Genomic DNA, 22,375 nt, shown 5'->3' with positions numbered 1-22,375 from the left:
TATTATTACAGCAATTTAGTTTCTTGCTTTCTTTTTCTTGTCAGATTTCAGCACAACTCTTGACATTGCACATCTGAATCCGATATAGTCAGTTGCCATATCTTGCGGGAAATATCTTCGTTGAGCCGGGTCTAGCCAATAGGCCCTGTCTTGCCAAGAACCACCTTTGTAAACTCTTACGTCATCATTTACTAAAGTTGTTCTTTTGTTAGACTTGTCATATTTTCTTACCATGTTGCCTAAACTGTCAACAGTAACGTTGTGTTTTGGAGAATCGTACATTCTTTTGGTATCGTCTTTTTTCTTGTCAGCATTTTCTTCATCTCCGTCACCGAATTTGAAGTATCTTGTTGACTGCTGATCACCATCGCGGTAGTTTCTTTCGTCACTCTTATCAAAATTCTGACGCAGGTAAGTTTCTTTCTCGTCAACAGGAACCTGAGCGATTTGTCCGGGAATGTTTCTTGCCATTATACGACCATTTGAAATGGTATCGTATTTAATGTCTGCGCTGGTTACGATTTCAACTTTTCCGTCTTCACCAATTTTGTTTTTGGTATAAACGTTACCTCTGTAGTAGTTGAAGTCGCTTGCCTCATCGTCAACGATAGGACGGTAAACATCGGCAACCCATTCTGCAACGTTTCCAGCCATATCATACAAACCGAAATCGTTTGGCGGATAAGATTTTACAGCATTTGTAATATCAGCACCGTCATCAGACCATCCTGCAATTCCGCCGTAATCTCCTTTTCCTTGTTTAAAGTTGGCCAATTGGTCGCCTTTAACTTGTCTTTTTCCTGAACGGGTGTAAGCCCCTTTCCAAGGATATTTTTTCTGTCCTTTGTAGTTGTTGTATTCTCTGTTTCCTACATCAGAGGCAGCAGCATATTCCCACTCAGCTTCAGTTGGAAGCCTGTACTCAGGGTTGATCAAACCAGAACTTCTCTGGGCATAAATGTTTTTAGGGTCTTTAGTTTCGCCCGGCTCACCTTTCTCGCCTTTGGTTTTGATTGGTTTAGCCTTACCGTTTTTACCTTTCAATACGATTTTTTCATCGCCGCCGTAAGTTTTGGTTGGAGCGTTCAGGTAAGTATCTGTATCGAAAGTCGATTCAGCACTAACTTTAGTGATTTTTGCATCTTTTTCAGGTAACCTTCTTTTTCAAGAACGGCTTCATTTACACGGTTGGTTCTCCATTTAGCGAATTCGCTTGCCTGAATCCAGTTCACACCAACTACAGGATAGTTAGCATAAGCAGGGTGTCTCAGGTAGTTGTTGGTCATGGTTTCGTTATAACCTAATCTGTTTCTCCAAACCAATGTATCCGGCAAAGCACCGTCGTAAATATTTTTGTAATTGTCTTCTGTCGGAGGGAAAACCGATTTTACCCAGAAAAGGTACTCAGCATACATAGCATTGGTAACCTCAGTTTCATCCATATAAAAAGACTGTACGTGCTGTTGCGTTGGAGAGTTGTTCCAGTCGTGCATCACGTCATCCTGAACTTTACCCATGGTAAAGGTTCCGCCTTCTACTAAAACCAATCCCGGAGCTGGAGCTTGTTTTTTGTATTTGGTGTTCATCTGGAAACCGCCTTTTTTGTCGTTGATTTTCCAACCTGTCGCAGAAGAGGCATTTTTGTTGCCTGAATTTTTGCTGCAGCTTGCAAAACCAAATACTAATGCCAGAGACAGCATCAGTTTCATTGCCATAATTTTGTTTACTTTCATACTTTCAGTAGGTAATAAATTTCGAGGCGCAATATAATAATTAACCATTAGATTGCAACACCTTTTTTTAAATAATAAAATAATTTTCAAACAAAACTTGTCCGTTTGTAAACCAGAACGCAAAATTAATTGAAATATTATTCATTTGTACAATCTAAATAAATAATTTTACGGCTGGTAATAAAACTACAGTTACCGCGTTAATTACCTTTGATGAAAAAGATTTTACTATTTGTTTTTATGCTGTGCAATCTTGTTGCCAAAGCGCAGCTCAGCGGCGATTTTACCGTAAAATGGAGTGAAAATACCTTGTATTCTACTGAACTCATCACTTACCGCATTCCACAATTCCAGCTTGAAAATTTTTCATTTGACGATGGACTTAAAGCGGTTTCGCTAAATTATAAATTCCCCGTTTCTGCGACGGTTGATGAGAAATCAATCCAGATTACTAACGCGGTTTACGAGAATATAACCACTGCGCAGTTGGGCGATTTGTCTCCAAAAGCGATTCCGGCATCATTAAATGCAGTTGTGAATAATATCAAAGCGCGCAGTAAATTGTTTGTTTTAATCTCACTTTCACCAATTATAAAAGATGGAAACGGTTTTAAAAGGCTTACGTCTTTTACCTATAATATAAGGAGTAAAAATTTCAGTGACGATTTAGTTGCTTCAAGAGATTTTACCACTATTTCAAATTCCGTGCTTGCCGATGGCGACTGGTATAGGTTTTATGTAGAAAAATCAGGCATTTACAAAATTTCCAAAAGCTTTCTGCAACAATTGGGAATGAAACTTAACAATGTAGATCCGCGTACCATCAAAATCTATGGAAATGGCGGCCGCATGCTTCCATTGCCAAATGCAACCGACTACCCGTCTGACCTGGCGGAAAATGCCATTTACTTTGAAGGTGAGGGCGACGGTGTTTTTGACGGGCAGGATTACATTTTATTTTATGCCGAAGGCGTTGACAACTGGAGCCAGCCCAACCAGACGCATAACAATTTGTATGCTGACAGATCTTATTATTACGTAACCGTTCAGGGTGGAGAAGGCAAAAGAATTACACCGCTTCCGGCACCTTTCAATATGGGGGCGGTTACACCGGTCACCATTTTTGACGATTATCAGTTTCATGAAAAGGATTTGGTGAATTTTGCCCGTTTGGGAAGAAAATGGTTTGGTGAGGAACTGAGTATCAGCAATGAACAAAGTTTCGAGTTCGAATTCCCGAACATTGCCTCAGGAACACAAATCAATATTACTGTTGCCGGAGCAGCCGCTTCAGCTTCGCCAAGTTCAATGGACGTAAAAAATGGAACTACAGCTATTGGCGCCCTTAATTTTTTGGGCTTCGTCCCTGAATCGACTGCAGGAACTGAAAGTGTGATGAATGCTTCTTTTCCGGCTGCTGCCGATGTGAAAATTGACCTGGAATTCAATAATAACGGCGTTCCGAGCGCCAGAGGTTATCTTGATTACATCATCTTAAAAGCAAAAAGTACACTCAAAGGGTACAATAAACAGTTCAGGTTTCAATATGATGCTGCTGCTACAACTGCCGGAATCGGTGAATTTCAAATCGCAAATGCCGCTTCGATAACACAAGTTTGGGACATTACCGATATTTATAATGTAAGCGGAATTAAAAACGACAATCTTGCGTCTTTTTCATTTCAGGCAGATTTTGGTACAGTCAGGAAATACATCGCCGTTGATAAGTTCGATTATTTTTCTCCGAAGAAAGAATCGCAGTCGAAAGTTGCCAACCAAAACATCAAAGGCACCATCTTCAAAAATTCCCAAAATCAATTCCAGGACGTCGAATACCTGATTATTACGCCGGCATTTTTAAACAGTGCTGCAGAAAAACTGGCTAATTTTCATCGGAATTATTCCGGGATGAATGTAAAAGTCGTCAATCTTGAAAATATCTACCAGGAATTTTCGTCAGGAAAACAGGATATTGCGGCCATCAGGAACTTCATAAAATATGTCTATAACAACGCATCTTCAGATGATAAGCGTGTAAAATATGTGTGTCTTTTCGGTGATGCTTCTTACGATTATAAAGACAGGATTCAGAATAATACCAATGTTGTACCGGTTTTCAGCAGCATCGATCTCACAAATCATAATAACTTTTCTTTATCAGGCACGCTTATTTCGGATGATTTTTACGTGTTGATGGATTTGAATGAGGGCAGCATGACAAATGGAAATTCTACCGGCCTTGATATCGCCGTCGGAAGGATGCCGGTTAACAGCCTGGCCCAGGCCAATGAAATGGTTGAAAAGGTAATTGAATACCATGATATAAAATCTTTTGGACGTTGGAGGAATAGTTTTGTACTTATTTCCGACGACCCGGATGAAGCAACCGGCGCAACTCTTGAAACCGGAATCAATACACTTGGGGATAATATTGTTGCCAATAAACCATTTGTAAATCTGCAAAAAATACATTCAGATGCCTATATACAGGAATCTTCGACAGGTGGTGCCCGTTATCCCAAAGTCAGGGAAGATTTAGTCAGCGCATTGGATCAGGCGCCCTGGTTTTTGATTATTTTGGACACGGCGGGGAAGACGGATTGGCTGCCGAACGCATACTATTGCAGGAAGACGTAAAAAACCTGACGAACAGGTATAAATATCCTTTATTTGTTACAATTACTTGTGAATTTACCCGTTTTGACAACCCTTACCGACCAACTGCCGGAGAATATTTGTATTGGAACCCCAAAGGTGGTGCGATTGCCTTGATTACTACTACGAGGCAGATAGGAGCTAGTACAGGGCTGCTCATCAACCAGCACCTTGCACAGGATTTGTATGGCTATGGAACCAATGATTTAGGTACTATGGCCGAAGCATTGATGACCGCAAAAATTACCTATGGCAGCCCCGCGCTGATGGTATTTTATATTGGCGATCCGGCTATCAAATTAGCCATTCCGAAACCAAAAATTGTTTTGACAAAAGTTAACGATGCGCCAATCACAGGTACGGTAGACGACTTTAAGGCTTTAGGTGTTGTAAAGCTGGCGGGAGAAGTCAGGGATGAAAACGGAACGGCAATCCTTTCAGACTATAACGGTGAGTTGTCTGTAAATATCTACGATAAAGACATTAATATCAATACGCTCGGCAATGACGGAATTGAGCAAAACAATCAGGTTTTTATATTGAATTTTAATAATCTGGGAGAAACCATCTTTCGCGGAAATGCTACCGTAACCAATGGTCTTTTTGAATTTACATTTGTTGTGCCGCGCGATATCAGAGTGCCTTTAGGAAATGGCCGTGTAAGCTTTTATGCAAAAAAAACCAATAAACTGCTTGACCAGACAGGTTACAATATGGATGTAAAAGTTGGCGGAATCAACGAAAATGCCGCTGCCGACAACACCCCCCAACCGTAAAGCTATACATGAATGATGAAACATTTGTTTCCGGCGGTATTACCAATGAATCGCCAATATTATTAGCATTCCTCAAAGACGAAAACGGAATCAACACCGCAAGCGGAATCGGGCATGACATCACCGCAATTCTAGATGGCGACGAAAGCAAGCCTTATATTCTTAATGATTATTACGAAGCCAATGCAGATGATTATACAAGCGGCAAATTAAAATTTCCGTTCAAAAATCTCGAGAAAGGACTGCATACGATAACCTTCAAGGCATGGGACGTTTACAATAATCCGATAAGCGCAGAAATTCAGTTTATTGTTGTTGGCGATGAAACCCTTACACTTAAAAACGTGTTAAATTATCCGAACCCTTTTGTTAATTATACGCAATTCTGGTTTACTCATAATCGCCCTTTTGAGCCTTTGGAAGTCCAGGTTCAGGTGATGACAATTACCGGGAAAGTGGTCTGGACAAAAAACCAGATTGTCAATACCGACGGCTTTTTATCCAGGGAAATTACCTGGGATGGTAAAGATGATTTTGGCGATAAAATTGGAAAAGGAGTCTATGTTTACAAGCTTACCGTGAAGTCAACGCTCACCAACAAAAAATCTGAAAAGTTTGAAAAGCTTGTTATCCTCTAAGAAAATGTTATATTTGTTTAATAAATTTTGAAAATCAGAATGAAAAAATTATCATTGGTACTGGTCTGTTTGTTGGCCATTCAGCATATAAAAGCGCAGGATAACAACAGGGTAATAACGACCGGGGTGCCATTTCTACTAATCGCAGCTGACGCGAGATCTGCCGGTATGGCCGATCAGGGTGTCGCTACTTCGCCAGACGCTTATTCCCAGCAATATAATCCTGCCAAATATGCATTCTCAATTCAAAAGCAGGGATTTTCTTTAAGCTATACACCTTATCTGACTGATTTGGTTAACGATATTTCATTAGGTCAGGTAACTTATTTCAACAGATTTGGTGCTGATGGAAGAAACGCGTTCGCGGCAAGTTTGCGTTATTTCGGACTTGGTGATATCGAATTAAGACAAAATTTTGACGATACACCTGTGGTGGTTACACCAAATGAATTCGCGTTCGACCTTTCTTATGCACTTCAATTGAGTGAGAAATTCTCGATGTCTGTAGCCGGACGTTATATTCGTTCAAGCCTCAGAATTCCGGATAGTAATGGTGATGCGTCTGCCGCCAGTTCGTTTGCCGTAGATGTTTCAGGTTACTATCAATCAGAAGAACAGGCTTACAGTGATTTCAACGGAAGATGGCGCGCAGGTTTCAATTTTCAGAACATGGGACCAAAGATTAGCTATGATTCAGACGATATCAGCTCGAACTTCTTGCCGGCCAATATGAAGCTTGGTGTCGGATTCGATTTTATTTTTGACGATTATAATAAAGTAGGCCTCGGATTAGAATTCAACAAATTGTTAGTGCCAACGCCACAGGAGCCTAAGGATCTCGACGGTGACGGAGAAATCGATGATTCTGAAATCGTAGCCAACAATAATGATTACAGAAAAACAGGTTGGGTAGAAGGGATGTTCAAGTCTTTTGGCGATGCGCCTGACGGTTTCAGCGAAGAACTCAAAGAATTCACATATTCAGTCGGTGCAGAATACCTATACCAGGATTCGTTTGCTTTCCGTTTAGGTTATTTTAATGAAAGTCCGCTTAAAGGTGCCAGAAAATTCTTCTCGCTCGGTGCTGGTTTCAAATACAATGTAGTAAAAATCGATGTTTCGTATTTGTTCTCTGCATCTAAAGTCAAAAATCCACTTGAAAATACACTGCGTTTTTCGCTTACCTTTAATTTCGGTGACGATTATGACCAATACTAAATAAGCTTAAAAATTAAATAGAATCCAAATTTCAGTAAAATGAGATTTGGATTTTTTTTCCCATAAAAACAATGAAAGAAATCAATCACACGACCAGATTTACCGTTTTTGACACTTTTCCTGAATTGCCCGAAGACATTCAGTCTTTAATGAATGAAGCAATTGCGATACGGAAAAATGCTTATGCGCCATATTCGAAATTCCGTGTAGGCGTTGCGCTGCTGCTAGATAACGGAAAGGTCGTTTTGGGGTCGAATCAGGAAAATGCAGCTTATCCATCCGGATTATGTGCAGAACGCGTTGCGGTCTTTCACGCAGGTGCCGTTTATCCGGAAGCTAAAATCATTAAAATGGCGATTACGGCTGCTTCAGATTCCAATACGACTGCTGCACCGATTCCGCCTTGCGGTGCCTGTCGTCAGTCGATTGCAGAATATGAATTCAAGCAGGATATGCCGATTGAAATTTATTTTATGGGCGAAATTGGCGCAATTTACAAATCAGATTCCCTTAAAAATCTGTTGCCGTTTATGTTTGATAAAAATTTTCTGTAACTGGTTACAATAAAATTTCCTAAATCCAATCCGAAGAAAATTTAAGAATTTTTACGGCTTTCCCTCAATACAACCTATCGAAAAAAAACCGTATTTTACCTTAAGGGAAGGGGCAAATGCATCCCTACGAAAAAATCAGATTTTTCTGGATACGGGAAAGCCGTAAAAATTGTTAAAATTTCAAGTGGAATTCCAGACTAAAAGTTCGAGATGTCACCTAAGGCTATACCAAAATTCAAAATTCAAAATTGAATCATAAAAATCACGGTATAAATTTTACTGCTACCGCGGAATGTCTTATTTTTGCCTTTCGCAAATTTGTGTGAGTAAACTATTTTGCGAGATAGTAAGTACAGACATACACAAACAATTTAGAAAGACAATTTCACATGAAAGAAGTTACAAAAGAAGTTTACCTGAAGTGGTACGAGGACATGCAGTTCTGGAGGAAGTTTGAAGACAAACTTGCCGCACTTTACATTCAGCAAAAAGTAAGAGGATTTCTTCACTTATATAACGGTCAGGAAGCGGTTCTTGCAGGCGCTTTGCATGCAATGGATTTGTCAAATGACAAAATGATTACTGCTTATCGCAACCACGTTCAGCCGATTGGTATGGGCGTTGACCCGAAAGCCGTAATGGCCGAGTTGCTCGGAAAAGTTACCGGAACTTCAAAAGGTATGGGTGGCTCGATGCACATTTTTTCAAAGGAAAAAGGATTTTTCGGAGGCCACGGTATCGTTGGTGCTCAGATTCCGGTTGGAGCAGGTATGGCTTTCGCCGATAAATATTTCGGCAGAAGTGGCGTAACATTGACATACTTCGGTGACGGAGCTGCACGTCAGGGATCGCTTCACGAAGCTTTTAATATGGCGATGTTGTGGAAACTTCCTGTAGTTTTTATCGTTGAAAATAATGGTTATGCAATGGGAACTTCTGTTGAAAGAACCGCCAACCACACCGATATCTGGAAATTAGGTTTAGGCTATGAAATGCCATGCGGCCCGGTTGACGGAATGAATCCGGTAAAAGTTGCTGAAGCCATGCACGAAGCAATCGAACGTGCCAGACGCGGCGACGGACGAACTTTCCTGGAAATGAAAACATACCGCTACAGAGGACACTCTATGTCTGATGCGCAATTATACAGAACCAAAGAAGAGGTCGAAGAATACAAAAAAATCGACCCGATTACGCAGGTTTTAGACGTTATCAAAGACCAGAAATATGCTACAGATGCAGAAATCGAAGCCATTGACGAAAGGGTGAAAAATTTGGTTGAAGAATGTGCAACATTCGCCGAAGAGTCAGCTTTCCCGGAAGTGCAACAGCTTTATGACGTGGTATACGAACAAGAAAATTATCCATTCATCCCTCACAGACTTTAATCCTATGGCTACCAAAATAACAATGCCGCGATTGAGCGACACGATGACTGAAGGAACTGTTGCAACCTGGCTCAAAAAAGTGGGTGACAAAATTTCCGAAGGTGATATCCTTGCCGAAATCGAAACCGATAAAGCGACGATGGAGTTTGAATCATTCAATTCAGGAACATTATTGCACATCGGAATTCAGGAAGGTGAAACTGCTCCTGTTGATGCGCTTCTCGCCATCATCGGAAAAGAAGGCGAAGATATTTCCGGGCTTTTAGGCGGAGATGCTCCTGCTGAGGAAAAGAAAGAAACTCCGAAAGAAGAGAAGTCTGAAGAAAAATCAGAAGAGAAATCTGAGGAAAAAGCAGAAACTAAATCAGAAGATAAAAAAACTGACGCACCGGTTGCCGATGATAAGAAAGATACTGCTGCTCCGGCTCCATTGCCGAAAGGAGTTGTAGTCGTTACAATGCCGCGTTTGAGCGACACGATGACCGACGGAACCGTTGCGACATGGCTTAAAAAAGTCGGCGATAAAGTGGCAGAAGGTGATATTTTAGCCGAAATCGAAACCGACAAAGCAACAATGGAATTCGAATCTTTCAATGCCGGAACTTTATTGTTCATCGGCGTCAATGAAGGCGAAACTGCTCCGGTAGACAGCGTTTTGGCAATTATCGGTCCGGAAGGAACTGATATCACTGGTGTTGCCGAAAACTACAAAAAAGGAGGCGCAACGGCTGCTCCTGCAAAGGAAGAAGCAAAAGTAGATGACGCTCCAAAAACTGAAGCAAAATCTGAAGATAAGCCTGCAGAAGAAACCAAAGAAACAGTTGAAACAGTTGCCGATGGAAAACGCATTTTCATTTCGCCATTAGCGAAAAAAATCGCCGAAGAAAAAGGCATCAACATTTCTCAGGTAAAAGGTTCAGGTGAAAACGGACGCATCGTAAAAAGCGATATTGAAAACTTCAAGCCACAAGCTGCTGCTCCGGCAAGCGCTTCATCTGAAGCTCCGAAAACGGAAGCTGCACCTGCAGTAAAACCTTTCGTTCCGACCGGAGAAGTTTCGACAGAAGAAATCAAAAACTCGCAAATGCGTAAAATCATTGCGAAACGCCTGTCAGAATCCATCTTTACCGCACCGCATTTCTACCTGACAATTGAAGTAGCAATGGACGAAGCGATGAAATCAAGAGCGACCATCAATACGATTCCGGATACAAAAGTGTCATTCAACGATATGGTGATCAAAGCCTGCGCGATGGCACTCAGAAAACATCCTAAAGTGAATTCGCAATGGAAAGAAGACGCCATCATCATCAACCATCACATCAATATCGGCGTTGCTGTTGCCGTTGAAGACGGATTAGTTGTTCCTGTATTGAAATTCGCAGACAACATGACCTTATCGCAAATCGGCGGTAATGTAAAAGATGTTGCCGGAAGAGCGAAAAACAAAAAACTGCAGCCGGCAGAAATGGAAGGCAGTACGTTTACGGTTTCTAACCTCGGAATGTTCGGAATTACCGAATTCACTTCAATCATCAACCAACCCAACTCAGCAATCCTGTCAGTTGGTGCCATCGTTGAAAAACCGGTTGTAAGGAATGGACAGATTGTTGTCGGTAACACGATGAAAGTGACTTTGGCCTGCGACCACAGAACGGTTGACGGTGCAACTGGGCGCAATTTTTACAAACACTAAGACAATATCTTGAAAATCCGGTAACAATGCTGGCTTAATCAAAATTTGTACTGATATAAATCCCGTCTCGATACAATCCTGACGGGATTTTTTTTATTTTAGCTTATAATCTGAACCGTTTTACTATGAAAAAAATTCTTTCTCTTCTAGGGTCAATTGCCTTTACATTTGCAGGAAATGCGCAATTGCATCAATATAAAGTAAATGAAAAAGATTTAGCCGCTACATTAAAAACGCTTTCTTCGGATGAATTTGAAGGTCGCGAAGCCGGAACACCCGGAATCGAGAAAGCAGCGGTTTTCCTGGAAAATTATTTTAAGTCGATTAAAGTAAAGCCATATTTTACAACTTATCGCGATACGCTGACGAATTTCAACAAAACGACCTGCAATATCGTCGGCTATATCGAAGGCAAGTTACCCGGTTCTCAAAAAAGAATTTATCATTCTTGGCGGACATTATGATCACATCGGAATAACCGGTTTCGGTGATGATAAAATCAATAATGGCGCGAATGACGACGCTTCCGGTGTGACTGCCGTTCTGGAGATCGCTAAATATTTCAAGCAATCAGGTTCGAATAAAAGAAGCATTCTGTTCGTATGCTTCAGTGGAGAGGAAAAAGGACTTCTAGGTTCTGAAAGCCTCGCTAAAAAACTAAAATCCAAAAAATTCAATCTGTATGCCATGCTTAATTTTGAAATGATTGGCGTTCCGATGAAAAGGGAGTATACGGCTTACTTAACTGGTTTTGATAAATCAAATATGGCGGCTAAAGTCAATGAATATGCGAATTATAATTTGGTAGGTTTCCTTCCGGCTGAAAAGGAATACCAGCTTTTCTCAAGATCCGATAATTACTCTTTTTATAATGAATTTCACGTGCCATCGCAAACAATATGTACTTTCGATTTTGAAAATTTCGATTTTTACCATGAGCCGGGAGATGAATTTGGAAGAATGGATACCGCACACATGACGTCATTTGTGCAAGTCATAATCCCCGTTGTTGAGAAAATGGCCAATTCGGCAACCAAAGAAATCAAACTCAACCAATGAAAAATATAATCGTTACCGGAACTTCGCGCGGCATCGGCTATGAACTGGCATTGCAATTTGCCAACGCCGGGCATCGGGTTTTAGCCATTTCCAGAAAAACGCCAAAAGCACTTATCGAAAATCCCAATATCACTTGCCTTTCCGTCGATTTGTCGGATGAAAATGATTTGCAAAAAGTAACTGATTTTCTCGCTGTCACATGGAATAAAGCAGATGCAATCGTGCACAACGCCGGCGCTTTGGCTTTCAAACCTTTCGCCGAAACTTCGATTTCAGATTTTGAGAAAATCTATAAAATCAATGTTTTCGCCGTTGCAGCGCTCACGCAGATTGCTTTGCCGTATATGGAAAAAGGCAGCCATGTTGTAACAATAAGTTCAATGGGCGGCATCCAGGGCAGTGTAAAATTTGCAGGGCTTTCCGCTTACAGTTCAAGCAAAGGCGCCGTGATTACGTTGTCAGAATTATTGGCAGAAGAATATCGCGAGCGCGGCATTGCTTTCAACGTGCTGGCTTTGGGATCGGTACAGACAGAGATGCTCGCTGAAGCTTTTCCGGGCTATGAAGCACCTCTTTCTGCGGTAGAAATGGCTGATTATATTTTCAATTTTACATTGACCGGAAATAAAGTTTACAACGGAAAAGTATTGCAAGTCGCCTTAACCACGCCTTAAATGAGTGAAGTCCTCGCCAAATATTTGCCCGAACACGCAGTTGTAACTTGCTTTGAGCTGATAAAAGCGAATCAGGTGCACCTGAAAATCGTCAATGAACGGCAAACGCGCCATGGCGATTATCGCAAAGGCATTTCCGGTAAGCATGAAATTACCGTCAATGCCAACCTGAACAAATACAGATTCCTGATTACATTGGTTCATGAAATTGCACATTTAGTAGCTTTTGAAAAATTCGGGCGCAATATAAAACCGCATGGTGCGGAGTGGAAATATACATTTCAAAGATTGATGGTACCTTTCATCCGGCCGGAAATTTTCCCTAATCAACTGCTCGGGCTTTTGGCACAACATTTCAAAAATCCAACTGCAAGCAGTGATACCGATGCAAGATTGGCATTGGCATTGAAACAATTTGACGAAAAAGACGATGTAACCTATGTTTTTCAAGTGCCTGATGGTGGTTATTTCAGGATAAAAAATGGCAGAATTTTTCAAAAAAAAGGCATCCGCGTAAAAAGGCATGAATGTCTCGAAGTCAAAACCGGAAGACTGTTTTTATTCAATCCGAATGCAGAAGTGGAAATTCTGCCGGGTTGATGGCACAAATTCACATTTATTTAATACAAATGTATCGTTGTTTGCTTAATTTTAAGCAGTATACCTTAGGAACAAATTATAATGAACAAAAACTACTACGCGATTTTAATGGCCGGCGGCGTCGGATCGAGATTCTGGCCGGTTAGCACGAATGATTTTCCGAAACAATTCCACGATATGCTAGGCTCAGGCGAAACGCTGATTCAAAAAACTTTCAGCCGTTTGTCAAAGCTTATTCCTGCAGAAAATATCCTGATCTTAACCAACGAAAAATACAATCAATTGGTTTTAGACCAACTGCCAATGGTAAATCAGGAACAGGTTTTGCTTGAACCTGCTATGCGCAATACGGCACCATGTATCCTATACGCATCCTTAAAAATCCAGAAACAAAATCCGGATGCCGTAATGGTTGTCGCGCCAAGTGATCATTGGATTGAAGATGAAAATGCATTTACAGCCAATCTCCAGACGTGTTTTGATTTCTGTGCGAAAGAAGATGCGCTTATGACTTTAGGCATCCAGCCGACATTTCCGAATACCGGATTTGGTTATATCGAATTTGATAAATCAGATGTGAATCCGGTTAAAAAAGTGAAGCAATTTCGTGAAAAACCTGATTATGAAACTGCAAAATCTTTCCTTGAAAGTGGCAATTTCCTGTGGAATGGCGGGATTTTTATCTGGAGTGCAAAATCGATTGTATCTGCTTTTGAAAAATTCCAACCGCAAATGTATCAATTGTTCCTAAATGGATTTAACGATTTTAATACGCCTTCGGAAGTAAATTTCATCAATGAAAATTATGCTTCCTCGGAAAATATTTCTATTGATTTTGCTGTAATGGAAGATGCCGGAAATGTGTTCGTGCTTCCCGCCACTTTCGATTGGAACGACCTTGGAACATGGGGTTCTTTGCACGAAAAGCTTGGTAAAGATGAAAACAATAATGCCGTAATCAATGCAACTGTGATCTTAGAAAACGCTTCGGATAATATTATCCGCTCCGATGCAACAAAATTAATCGTCATTGACGGATTGAACGATTATATAATTGTCGACAGAAATGACGTGCTGCTGATTTATCCGAAAGGAAAAGAACAGGATATTAAAGCGATTGTTTCCAAAATCGGGAAATAAATTTTATTGGCTATCTTTCGTTAAAATTAGATATGAGATTTATTGCAATAGTTTTTTTGACGATTTTAGTTTCCTGCAAATCACAAATTCCTTACACAGCATCCATGAAATCGGATTTAGCGAAAAGGTATGCGCTGGATCAAAAATTACAACAGCTAGATACTAAAAGAGAACCGGAACAACAATACCGCGATTCGATGGCAACTGCAATGAATAATACCTGTATAGAAAATCTCGAGGCCGCAAAAAAATATTTTCACAGTAATGGCTTTCCCGGATTAAAAGAAAATGGAAAGGAAACAGAACTGCATTTTTGGATAATTGTACAACACGGCGACCACGATGTTACTTTTCAGGCGAAAGTTTTAAAGGCGATGCGTAAAGAATATGAAAAAGGCAATGCTGATTCAAAGTATTATGCTTTTTTGTATGACAGGGTTAAGAAAAATCAAAATAAACCGCAATTATACGGTTCGCAAATTTCCTGGGATACCGGTAGTCCGTTGCCATATAATTTAGAAAATCCGGCAGAAGTAAATCAAAGACGCAAGGCAATGGGGTTGGAGCCAATCGAAGAATACCTTAAAAATTTTTAATTATTTCTTATCGTCTTTCAGATAAGCTTCCCTTACTTTCTTAAATAAGTTCGAAGAATATACGAAGTTGGTTACAGCTTCATTATCTGTACGAAAAATCTCCTCTTTTGTGCCTTCCCAGGCTTTTAGGCCATTTTTAAGGAATACGATTTTATCACCAATTTCCATCACCGAGTTCATGTCATGCGTGTTGATGACAGTTGTGATGTTGTATTCTTCGGTAATTTCTTTAATCAAATTGTCAATCAGGATCGAAGTATTTGGATCGAGTTCGGAGTTGGGTTCGTCGCAAAACAAATATTTCGGATTGTTCACAATCGCGCGCGCAATGGCGACACGTTTCTGCATGCCGCCAGAAATTTCCGAAGGCAGTTTTTTATTAGCATCGATCAAATTCACTCTTTTCAAAACAAAATTCACACGATCCATATTTTCGGAACGGGAATTTCGGGTGAACATTTTTAACGGAAACGCGACATTCTGTTCTACTGTCATTGAGTCGAATAAGGCACTTCCCTGAAATACCATTCCGATTTCAGTACGCAATTCGCGTTTTTCATCCGGCGTCAATTCTGAATAAATCCGACCGTCAAATGAAATCGTGCCGGAGTCAGGTGAATGGATTCCCAATAAAGTTTTGAGCAAAACCGTTTTTCCGGAACCGCTCTGCCCAATGATCAGGTTGGTCTTGCCTTCATTAAAAGTAGTCGAAACACCCTTTAGAACCTGAACGCCGTTGAAAGATTTCTCTATGTTTTTTACTTCGATCATCAGGTTAAAAGTAATTGGGTTAGGATATAATTGAGCAAAATAATGGTTACGGTTGTCCATACAAACGCTACTGTACTGGCTTTACCGACTTCAAGCGCGCCGCCTTTCATATAATAACCGTGAAATGAAGGCACCGTTGCCAGCACCAAAGCGAATACGAAAGTTTTTATAAATGCATAAGCGATGTGAAATGGTACGAATTCCTGCTGGATACCGCCGATGAATTCATCACTGGAGCCAAAACCGCCATAAACCGCCGCAATCCAGCCGCCTAAAATCCCTAAGAACATAGCAATTCCGATAACGAACGGATACAAAAGCAGCGCCATTAATTTTGGAAAAACGAGATAATTTAAGGAGTTAACGCCCATCACTTCCAAAGCATCAATTTGCTCTGTAACGCGCATCGTTCCTATGCTTGAAGTGATAAATGAACCCATTTTCCCTGCCATAACGATGGAGATGAAAGTCGGCGCAAACTCAAGAATTACCGATTGCCTCGTGGCAAAACCAATGAGGTATTTCGGAATCAACGGATTGGTAAGGTTCAACGCGGTCTGAATCGCCACAACGCCACCAACGAAGAAGGAAATAAAAGCGACGATACCGAGTGAATCGATTATCAAATCGTCGATTTCTTTCAGGATAAGCCCTTTCATTACAGACCATTTGGTTGGCTTGTTAAAAATTTCTTTCCACATCAGGAAATACCTTCCAATCTGCGATAAATAGCGGATGAGCATCATGTCTTAAAAATATACGCTAAAATAAGGATTAGTTTACAGTTTATGGGCTGGCTTAACAGTTTTTTATCCTGAAAAATCAATTTCCGAATAATTTGCCTTTCATTTTCTGAAGCCGGTAGGAACGTATAAATTTTGCCTGTTCGGCAGTTACCAGCAATGGTCTTTTAGAAGATTTTGCTTTCAAAAATCCGCGGATATAATCAAAAAACAGCAATGGTTTTTTCTTTAGCATCGCTAATTTTGCCGAAGCGATTGCGGTAATCGTAAATCCGTAACCTAACGAATAAAAAGCTTCGCCTTGTTTGAAACGTGCAGTTTTGTTGTAATTCGCGCCGGTTGGTTTCAGATGTTTTACGATTAATGAAGCATCTGTGACGACTTTCCAGCCGTAAAATTTACAAAGCAATTCATCGACGGTATCCCAGCCCATTGCAGCTTTTAGGCCGCCGATTTGCTCAAAACATTCCTTGCGATATGCTTTAAATGCACCGCGAATGTGGTCTTTATCGGTCAGATTTTCAAGAACCCATTCGCCGTTTTTTTCTATGAATGCGAATCCGCCGGCCATTCCAATCTTTGGGTCTGATAGAAAATGGCCAATAATTGTTTCAAAGTAATTTTCAGGAAAAATTAAATCAGCGTCGGCTTTTACTATAAAATCGTATTCTTTGTCAATAAATACAGTGCCAAAGTTAAAAGCATTAATCACCTTGCTTCCCGGTAAATGCTTTGCATCAGATTGCAGGCTTACACTTGAGAATAATTCCGGATATTGAAAGCAGAATGAGTCGAGGATAGCTTGTGTGCCGTCTGTAGAATTGTCGTTTACAACCAAAACATTCTTCGGCAAAACAGTTTGATTGCGCAAGGAATCAAGTGTTAATGCAATGAATTTCTCCTCATTATGGGCCGGAATAATAATCTGGTAATTCATCATTTAATTTTTTCGGCGTAAACGATATAATACCGATTCGTAAAACGGCGCAACAACGGCCGCAATCCGAATTTTTTTACGGGATTTGTCCACTTTTCAGAATCGATGATTTTCCAGCCGGTTTTTTCCAAAAGCCAATCGAGTTGCCAGTCTTCAAATTCATGATAATGGCGGTCCCACATATCAGTTTTACTGCGATATGCCGGTGAAAACCACAATCGCATCGGAATCGAAATGAACAATTTATCAGCTTTTATTTCCTGCAAAATCGTATACGGATTCAGCAAATGCTCAAAAATTTCAAATGCTGTAACAACATCGGTGGTTTTTTGCAAGCCTGACTGGTCTTTGTCTAAATCTTCGCCTGACGTATTTGAAACGGAAAACCCTGCGCCAATCATGATTTTTGAAAACGGATTTTCAACGCCAAGATCAAGGATTGTCTCGTTAGTGGAAATGTGCTTTTTTAAGAAAGCAAGTGTATGGTTGAAACGTTTTTCGGGGAAAGTCTTTTCGTACATGTTTGTAGATTTGCTAACGCGCAAATATAAGAAGAATGGTTGTTATTTGCAGTGGATAGCCAGACCAGCTTCAAAAAATTAATAGCGGTAAACAATTGCATTTACGTTCATTCCGGCGCCAACCGAAGCGAAAATTACGACATCGCCTTTGTGGATCTCCTGATTTTTGATTTTTCCCTGAACCAGTAAGTCAAAAAGTGTGGGTACGGTCGCGACGCTGCTGTTCCCCAGCTCATGGATGCTCATCGGCATGATCAGTGGTGGCGGCGTTTTGCCGTATAATTTGTAAAAACGATGGATAATGGCTTCGTCCATTTTTTCGTTGGCCTGATGAATGAGGACTTTTTTGACTTCGTCGATTTCAATGCCGCTTTTGTCTAGGCATTCTTTCATCGCTTGAGGTACGCGGCTTAACGCGAATTCGTATATTTTCCTGCCGTACATTTTGATGTAGCGCACGTCGGGATCTAAATCTTTGTTATAAGAATTGCCGAAGTACAAATAACCCGCTTCTTCGTAGGCGTAAGTAGCGCTTTCGAATGCGAGAATCCCGGAGCTGTCGTCTTCTGAGATTTCGACCACAGATGCACCGGCACCATCAGAATATATCATAGAATCGCGGTCATGGGCGTCAATCACGCGCGAAAGCGTTTCAGCACCAATCACCAGGCATTTTTGCGCCATTCCGGATTTCAGGAAAGCATTGGCCTGCAGAACGCCTTCAACCCAGCCGGGACATCCGAAAAGTATGTCATAAGCGACACATTTTGGATTCCTGATTTGTAATTTTTGTTTGACACGTGTGGCGAGGCTTGGCAGAATATCCGATTGTATTGCACCTTTTTTCACATCGCCAAAATTGTGTGCAAGAATGATATAATCTAAAGTTTCCCGGTTAATATTGGCGTTTTCAATGGCGCGTTCTGCGGCGATTACAGCCATATCAGAACTTACCATATTTTCGTTGGCATAACGTCTTTCGTCAATTCCGGTGATGTCTTTGAATTTTTGGATGACAATGTCATTCGGGTGGGAAAGCTGCGTCCCGTCTTCATTTAAAAAAATGTGCGCGCCGAAATCTGTATTTTTAATGGCTGTTTCGGGTATAAAGCTTCCGATTCCCGTAATCTTGACTGTCATGTTTCGAGGTATAAATAATGCTAAGTTACGATTAAAATGACAGCGAAATCAGAATGAAGCGACGAATTCGCTTGTGTTGCAGAATTGTCATTTTATGAATTGTAAAAATAAGAATCCTGCAAAAAATAAAAGCTTTATTTCGACTGGGCAATTTTGATTTGCATTATTGTGGAAATAGACAATGCCTGCGTTTTGATTTTTTCAGCATTTTCGCCTTTGAAAAGTTCGTCGACGGTCGTGTTGAAATGATCCAGCCAGATTTGGAATAATTCAGGTGTCAGGAATTCCTTTTTGCTGATGTCAAGGTGTATTTGGGTCAGATTGTTGAAATAACCGCCAGTGTTGAAAATAGCCTGCGACCAGAATGTGACTAAAATCGGCAAATGTTCTTCAATTTTTATTTTTACAACATCTGTGAAAATATAGCTTATGGTCGGATCGGAAAGCAGTTTTTTGTAAAATTCATCCACCAGAAAAAGCAAATCTTCTTTGTTTTCGATGTCATTCATTTGGAATTGGTATTTAGTAAAAACCCTTTCAGAATTAAATCGGAAAGGGTTTTGAATTTTAGAATGTTTTGAAAATAAAATTACATGTAAGCCTCGATTGGCGCACAAGAACAAATCAGGTTTCTGTCGCCATAAGCATCATCAACACGACGAACACTTGGCCAGAATTTGTTGTCTGCGATATAATCGAGCGGGAAAGCGGCTTGCTCTCTCGTGTAAGGCGCCGTCCATTGGTCTGAAGTCAGCATTGCCAAAGTGTGCGGCGCATTTTTCAATACGTTATCCGGATTTTCAACTGAACTTGCTTCAATTTCTTTTCGGATCGCAATCATCGCATCACAAAAACGATCCAATTCGGCTACATCTTCGCTTTCTGTAGGTTCGACCATCAAAGTTCCTGCAACAGGAAAAGAAACTGTTGGTGCATGGAAACCGTAATCCATCAAACGCTTGGCGATATCAGTCACTTCGATTCCGTTTTGCTTGAACGAACGGCAATCGAGAATCATTTCGTGTGCCGCGCGGCCGCGTTCGCCTGTGTATAAAATAGGGTAGTGGCTTTCCAGGCGCGTTTTCATGTAATTGGCATTGAGGATGGCGAATTTCGTCGCATTCGTCAATCCTTCAGCACCCAACATCGAAATGTATCCGTAAGAAATCAAACAGACCAAAGCCGAGCCCCAGGGAGCCGCTGAAATTGCGGTAATTGCAGTTTCGCCACCAGTTGGAATAACCGGATTTGTCGGTAAGAACGGAACCAAATGCTCTGCAACGCAAATCGACCAACGCCGGGCACACCGCCTCCGTGCGGAATGGCGAATGTTTTGTGTAAATTCAGATGGCAAACATCGGCGCCGATTGTTGCAGGATTTGTGAGTCCAACTTGTGCGTTCATATTTGCGCCGTCCATATAAACCTGTCCGCCATTTTCATGGATGATTTGTGTGATTTCGCGGATAGCGCTTTCAAAAACACCATGCGTTGACGGGTAAGTCACCATCAAACATGATAATTCATCTTTATATTCAATAGCTCTTGCGCGTAAATCTTCCACATCGATGTTGCCGTTTTCCATTGTTTTGGTCACAATGATCTTCATTCCGGCCATCGCTGCCGAAGCCGGATTTGTACCGTGCGCTGATGACGGAATCAAACATACATTTCTGTGGTGATTGCCATTTGCGTGGTGATAAGCACGAATCACCATCAATCCGGCATATTCGCCCTGAGCGCCGGAATTTGGCTGTAAAGTCGTGCCGGCAAAACCAGTTACGACGTTCAGTTGCTCTTCGAGTTTTTTGAGCATGATTTGGTAACCTTCGGCTTGTTCAACCGGTGCGAATGGGTGGATGTTGTTCCAGATGCCCATGCTCAAAGGCAGCATTTCCGCAGCAGCGTTAAGCTTCATCGTGCATGAACCTAAAGAAATCATAGAGTGGTTTAACGCCAAATCTTTTCTTTCGAGTTTTTTGATGTAACGCATCAACGAAGTTTCTGAATGATGGCTGTTGAAAACTTCGTGCTGTAAGAACGACGATTTTCTTTCAAGGCCTTCGCCGTAATTTTTCTGCGAAGACAATTCAGAAATCGTGAAAGTTTCTTTTCCGGTCGCTTCTGCAAAAATGTTGATAATTTTATTGATGTTATCGATTGAAGTTGTTTCGTTAAACGCAATCGAAACCGTATCAGCATCCGGATAAAAGAAATTCACTTCATTTTTCTCAGCGGCAGCTTTTACTTTTTGTGCATCTGCTTTCACCAGAATCGTATCAAAAAAAGCAGAATTGGTTTGGTAAACGCCTAATTTATTCAACGCATCTGCTGTCGTAACTGCACAAGCGTGTACTTTTTCTGCGATATATTGCAAGCCTTTCGGCCGTGGTAAACCGCATACATTCCGGCCATCACCGCTAATAAAACCTGTGCTGTACAGATATTCGAAGTGGCTTTATCGCGTTTGATGTGCTGCTCTCTTGTCTGCAACGCCATACGGAGTGCGCGGTTGCCATTCGCATCCTGCGTCACGCCGATGATCCTGCCCGGCATACTGCGTTTGTATTCGTCCTTTGTGGCGAAATAAGCGGCATGCGGACCGCCGTAACCTAACGGAATTCCGAAACGCTGTGTTGTTCCAACTACAACATCTGCGCCCATTTCTCCCGGAGAAGTTAATTTCACCAGGCTTAAAATATCTGCTGCAACGGCAGTCTTGATTTCACTGGCTTTCGCTTTGGCGATAAATCCGGCGTAATCGTAAACCTGTCCGTATTTGCCGGATATTGCAGCATCGCACCGAAGAAATCAGTTGAAAAATCGAAGTTTTCGTGGTTGCCGATAACGAGTTCAATTCCGATTGGCGTTGAACGTGTCTGCAAAACCGATAAGGTCTGCGGCAATATTTCTTCAGAAACGAAGAATTTATTCGTGTTATTTTTCTTCTGGTCGCGTGTCCTTACATCAAATAACAATGCCATGGCTTCCGCAGCAGCGGTACTTTCGTCGAGTAAAGAAGCATTTGCGATTTCCATTCCGCTGAGTTCAATAACGGTTGTCTGGAAATTTAAGATGGCTTCAAGACGACCTTGTGCAATTTCTGCCTGATAGGGCGTATAAGCCGTATACCAGCCCGGATTTTCAAGCACATTGCGCTGGATGACCGCAGGCACAATCGACGCATGGTAACCGAGTCCGATGTAAGTGCTGAATACCTTGTTTTTGTTACCGAGTTTCCTGATGTGGTTCAGGTATTCAAATTCGGTCAATGCAGGAGCCAAATTAAGGGCGCTTTAAGTCGGATATCGTCCGGAATTGTCTCATAAATCAACTGGTCCAAATCGGAAACACCAACGGTTTTCAAAAGGTGCGAAAGGTCGTTTTCCCTTGGTCGATATGTCTTAAAGCGAAAGCATCTGTTCTCATATAGTAGTTTAAGTTGTGTAAAATTGAAGTCCGTAAAATTAAATATTAATCTTCTAATATATCCGTTTTTTAACGTCGATTTTTGGGTATTTTTCAACTGAAACGCGT

The 22,375-nt window shown here is 41.1% G+C and carries 17 protein-coding genes and 3 pseudogenes; 12 read left to right on the top strand and 8 right to left on the bottom strand.

Annotated elements, in window-relative coordinates:
* Positions 1-15: 15 nt before the first annotated feature.
* Positions 16-1,733, bottom strand: a pseudogene (gene gldJ / locus ACSLFW_RS20640) (gliding motility lipoprotein GldJ).
* A 213-nt stretch (positions 1,734-1,946) separates the two neighbouring features.
* On the opposite strand from gldJ, the pseudogene porU reads away from it, so the two are divergent.
* From porU to ACSLFW_RS20580, 12 genes and pseudogenes are all read left to right on the top strand, one after another.
* A pseudogene (gene porU / locus ACSLFW_RS20635) lies at positions 1,947-5,164 on the top strand (type IX secretion system sortase PorU).
* An 8-nt stretch (positions 5,165-5,172) separates the two neighbouring features.
* Positions 5,173-5,802: a T9SS type A sorting domain-containing protein gene (locus ACSLFW_RS20630; protein WP_436557313.1), complete on the top strand. Its 630-nt coding sequence runs from the start codon at positions 5,173-5,175 to the stop codon at positions 5,800-5,802.
* A gap of 39 nt (positions 5,803-5,841) precedes the next feature.
* Entirely contained in the window at positions 5,842-7,020 is a 1,179-nt protein-coding gene (porV, locus tag ACSLFW_RS20625; protein WP_436557312.1) for a type IX secretion system outer membrane channel protein PorV, read from the top strand.
* Positions 7,021-7,091: 71 nt separating this feature from the next.
* The gene (cdd, locus tag ACSLFW_RS20620; protein WP_436557311.1) at positions 7,092-7,574 is read left to right on the top strand and encodes a cytidine deaminase; all 483 of its coding nucleotides are present in this window, start codon (positions 7,092-7,094) and stop codon (positions 7,572-7,574) included.
* Positions 7,575-7,963: 389 nt separating this feature from the next.
* Positions 7,964-8,962 (top strand): pyruvate dehydrogenase (acetyl-transferring) E1 component subunit alpha, encoded by a 999-nt coding sequence (gene pdhA / locus ACSLFW_RS20615; RefSeq protein WP_436557310.1) that lies wholly within the window; start codon positions 7,964-7,966, stop codon positions 8,960-8,962.
* Between the two features lie 4 nt (positions 8,963-8,966).
* Positions 8,967-10,658 (top strand): 2-oxo acid dehydrogenase subunit E2, encoded by a 1,692-nt coding sequence (locus ACSLFW_RS20610; RefSeq protein ID WP_436557309.1) that lies wholly within the window; start codon positions 8,967-8,969, stop codon positions 10,656-10,658.
* A gap of 125 nt (positions 10,659-10,783) precedes the next feature.
* Complete coding sequence (locus ACSLFW_RS20605; protein WP_436557308.1) at positions 10,784-11,122, top strand: hypothetical protein; 339 nt, start codon at positions 10,784-10,786, stop codon at positions 11,120-11,122.
* Positions 11,028-11,717: a M20/M25/M40 family metallo-hydrolase gene (locus ACSLFW_RS20600; RefSeq protein ID WP_436557505.1), complete on the top strand. Its 690-nt coding sequence runs from the start codon at positions 11,028-11,030 to the stop codon at positions 11,715-11,717. Before ACSLFW_RS20605 ends, ACSLFW_RS20600 begins: the two co-directional genes overlap by 95 nt.
* Positions 11,714-12,391 (top strand): SDR family NAD(P)-dependent oxidoreductase, encoded by a 678-nt coding sequence (locus tag ACSLFW_RS20595; protein ID WP_436557307.1) that lies wholly within the window; start codon positions 11,714-11,716, stop codon positions 12,389-12,391. Before ACSLFW_RS20600 ends, ACSLFW_RS20595 begins: the two co-directional genes overlap by 4 nt.
* A complete protein-coding gene (locus ACSLFW_RS20590; RefSeq protein ID WP_436557306.1) occupies positions 12,392-12,991 on the top strand; it encodes a SprT-like domain-containing protein in 600 nt (199 codons plus the stop codon).
* Between the two features lie 81 nt (positions 12,992-13,072).
* A complete protein-coding gene (locus ACSLFW_RS20585) occupies positions 13,073-14,131 on the top strand; it encodes a mannose-1-phosphate guanylyltransferase (RefSeq protein ID WP_436557305.1) in 1,059 nt (352 codons plus the stop codon).
* Between the two features lie 104 nt (positions 14,132-14,235).
* The gene (locus tag ACSLFW_RS20580) at positions 14,236-14,727 is read left to right on the top strand and encodes a DUF6624 domain-containing protein (RefSeq protein WP_436557304.1); all 492 of its coding nucleotides are present in this window, start codon (positions 14,236-14,238) and stop codon (positions 14,725-14,727) included.
* Here the strand turns inward: ACSLFW_RS20580 and ACSLFW_RS20575 are convergent, their stop codons facing one another.
* The 7 genes and pseudogenes from ACSLFW_RS20575 to gcvP form a co-directional block, all read right to left on the bottom strand.
* Positions 14,728-15,498, bottom strand: coding sequence for an ABC transporter ATP-binding protein (locus ACSLFW_RS20575; RefSeq protein ID WP_436557303.1), 771 nt, complete (start codon positions 15,496-15,498; stop codon positions 14,728-14,730).
* A complete protein-coding gene (locus ACSLFW_RS20570; RefSeq protein WP_436557302.1) occupies positions 15,498-16,244 on the bottom strand; it encodes an MlaE family ABC transporter permease in 747 nt (248 codons plus the stop codon). The genes ACSLFW_RS20575 and ACSLFW_RS20570 overlap by 1 nt, the downstream gene beginning before the upstream one ends.
* Before the next feature lie 76 nt (positions 16,245-16,320).
* Positions 16,321-17,178, bottom strand: a complete 858-nt coding sequence (locus ACSLFW_RS20565) for a glycosyltransferase (protein WP_436557504.1) — start codon at positions 17,176-17,178, stop codon at positions 16,321-16,323.
* Positions 17,178-17,699: a methyltransferase gene (locus tag ACSLFW_RS20560; protein WP_436557301.1), complete on the bottom strand. Its 522-nt coding sequence runs from the start codon at positions 17,697-17,699 to the stop codon at positions 17,178-17,180. The genes ACSLFW_RS20565 and ACSLFW_RS20560 overlap by 1 nt, the downstream gene beginning before the upstream one ends.
* Before the next feature lie 78 nt (positions 17,700-17,777).
* Positions 17,778-18,839 (bottom strand): 3-oxoacyl-ACP synthase III family protein, encoded by a 1,062-nt coding sequence (locus tag ACSLFW_RS20555; RefSeq protein ID WP_436557300.1) that lies wholly within the window; start codon positions 18,837-18,839, stop codon positions 17,778-17,780.
* A 134-nt stretch (positions 18,840-18,973) separates the two neighbouring features.
* On the bottom strand, positions 18,974-19,348 hold the full coding sequence (locus tag ACSLFW_RS20550; protein ID WP_436557299.1) for a group III truncated hemoglobin: 375 nt from the start codon (positions 19,346-19,348) through the stop codon (positions 18,974-18,976).
* A gap of 80 nt (positions 19,349-19,428) precedes the next feature.
* A pseudogene (gcvP, locus tag ACSLFW_RS20545) lies at positions 19,429-22,267 on the bottom strand (aminomethyl-transferring glycine dehydrogenase).
* Positions 22,268-22,375 lie beyond the last annotated feature (108 nt).

The organism is Flavobacterium sp. 3HN19-14 (genome assembly GCF_051373205.1).
Lineage (GTDB): Bacteria > Bacteroidota > Bacteroidia > Flavobacteriales > Flavobacteriaceae > Flavobacterium.
Note: the sequence above shows the minus strand (reverse complement) of the source record. Positions and strands in the feature narration are given on the sequence as shown.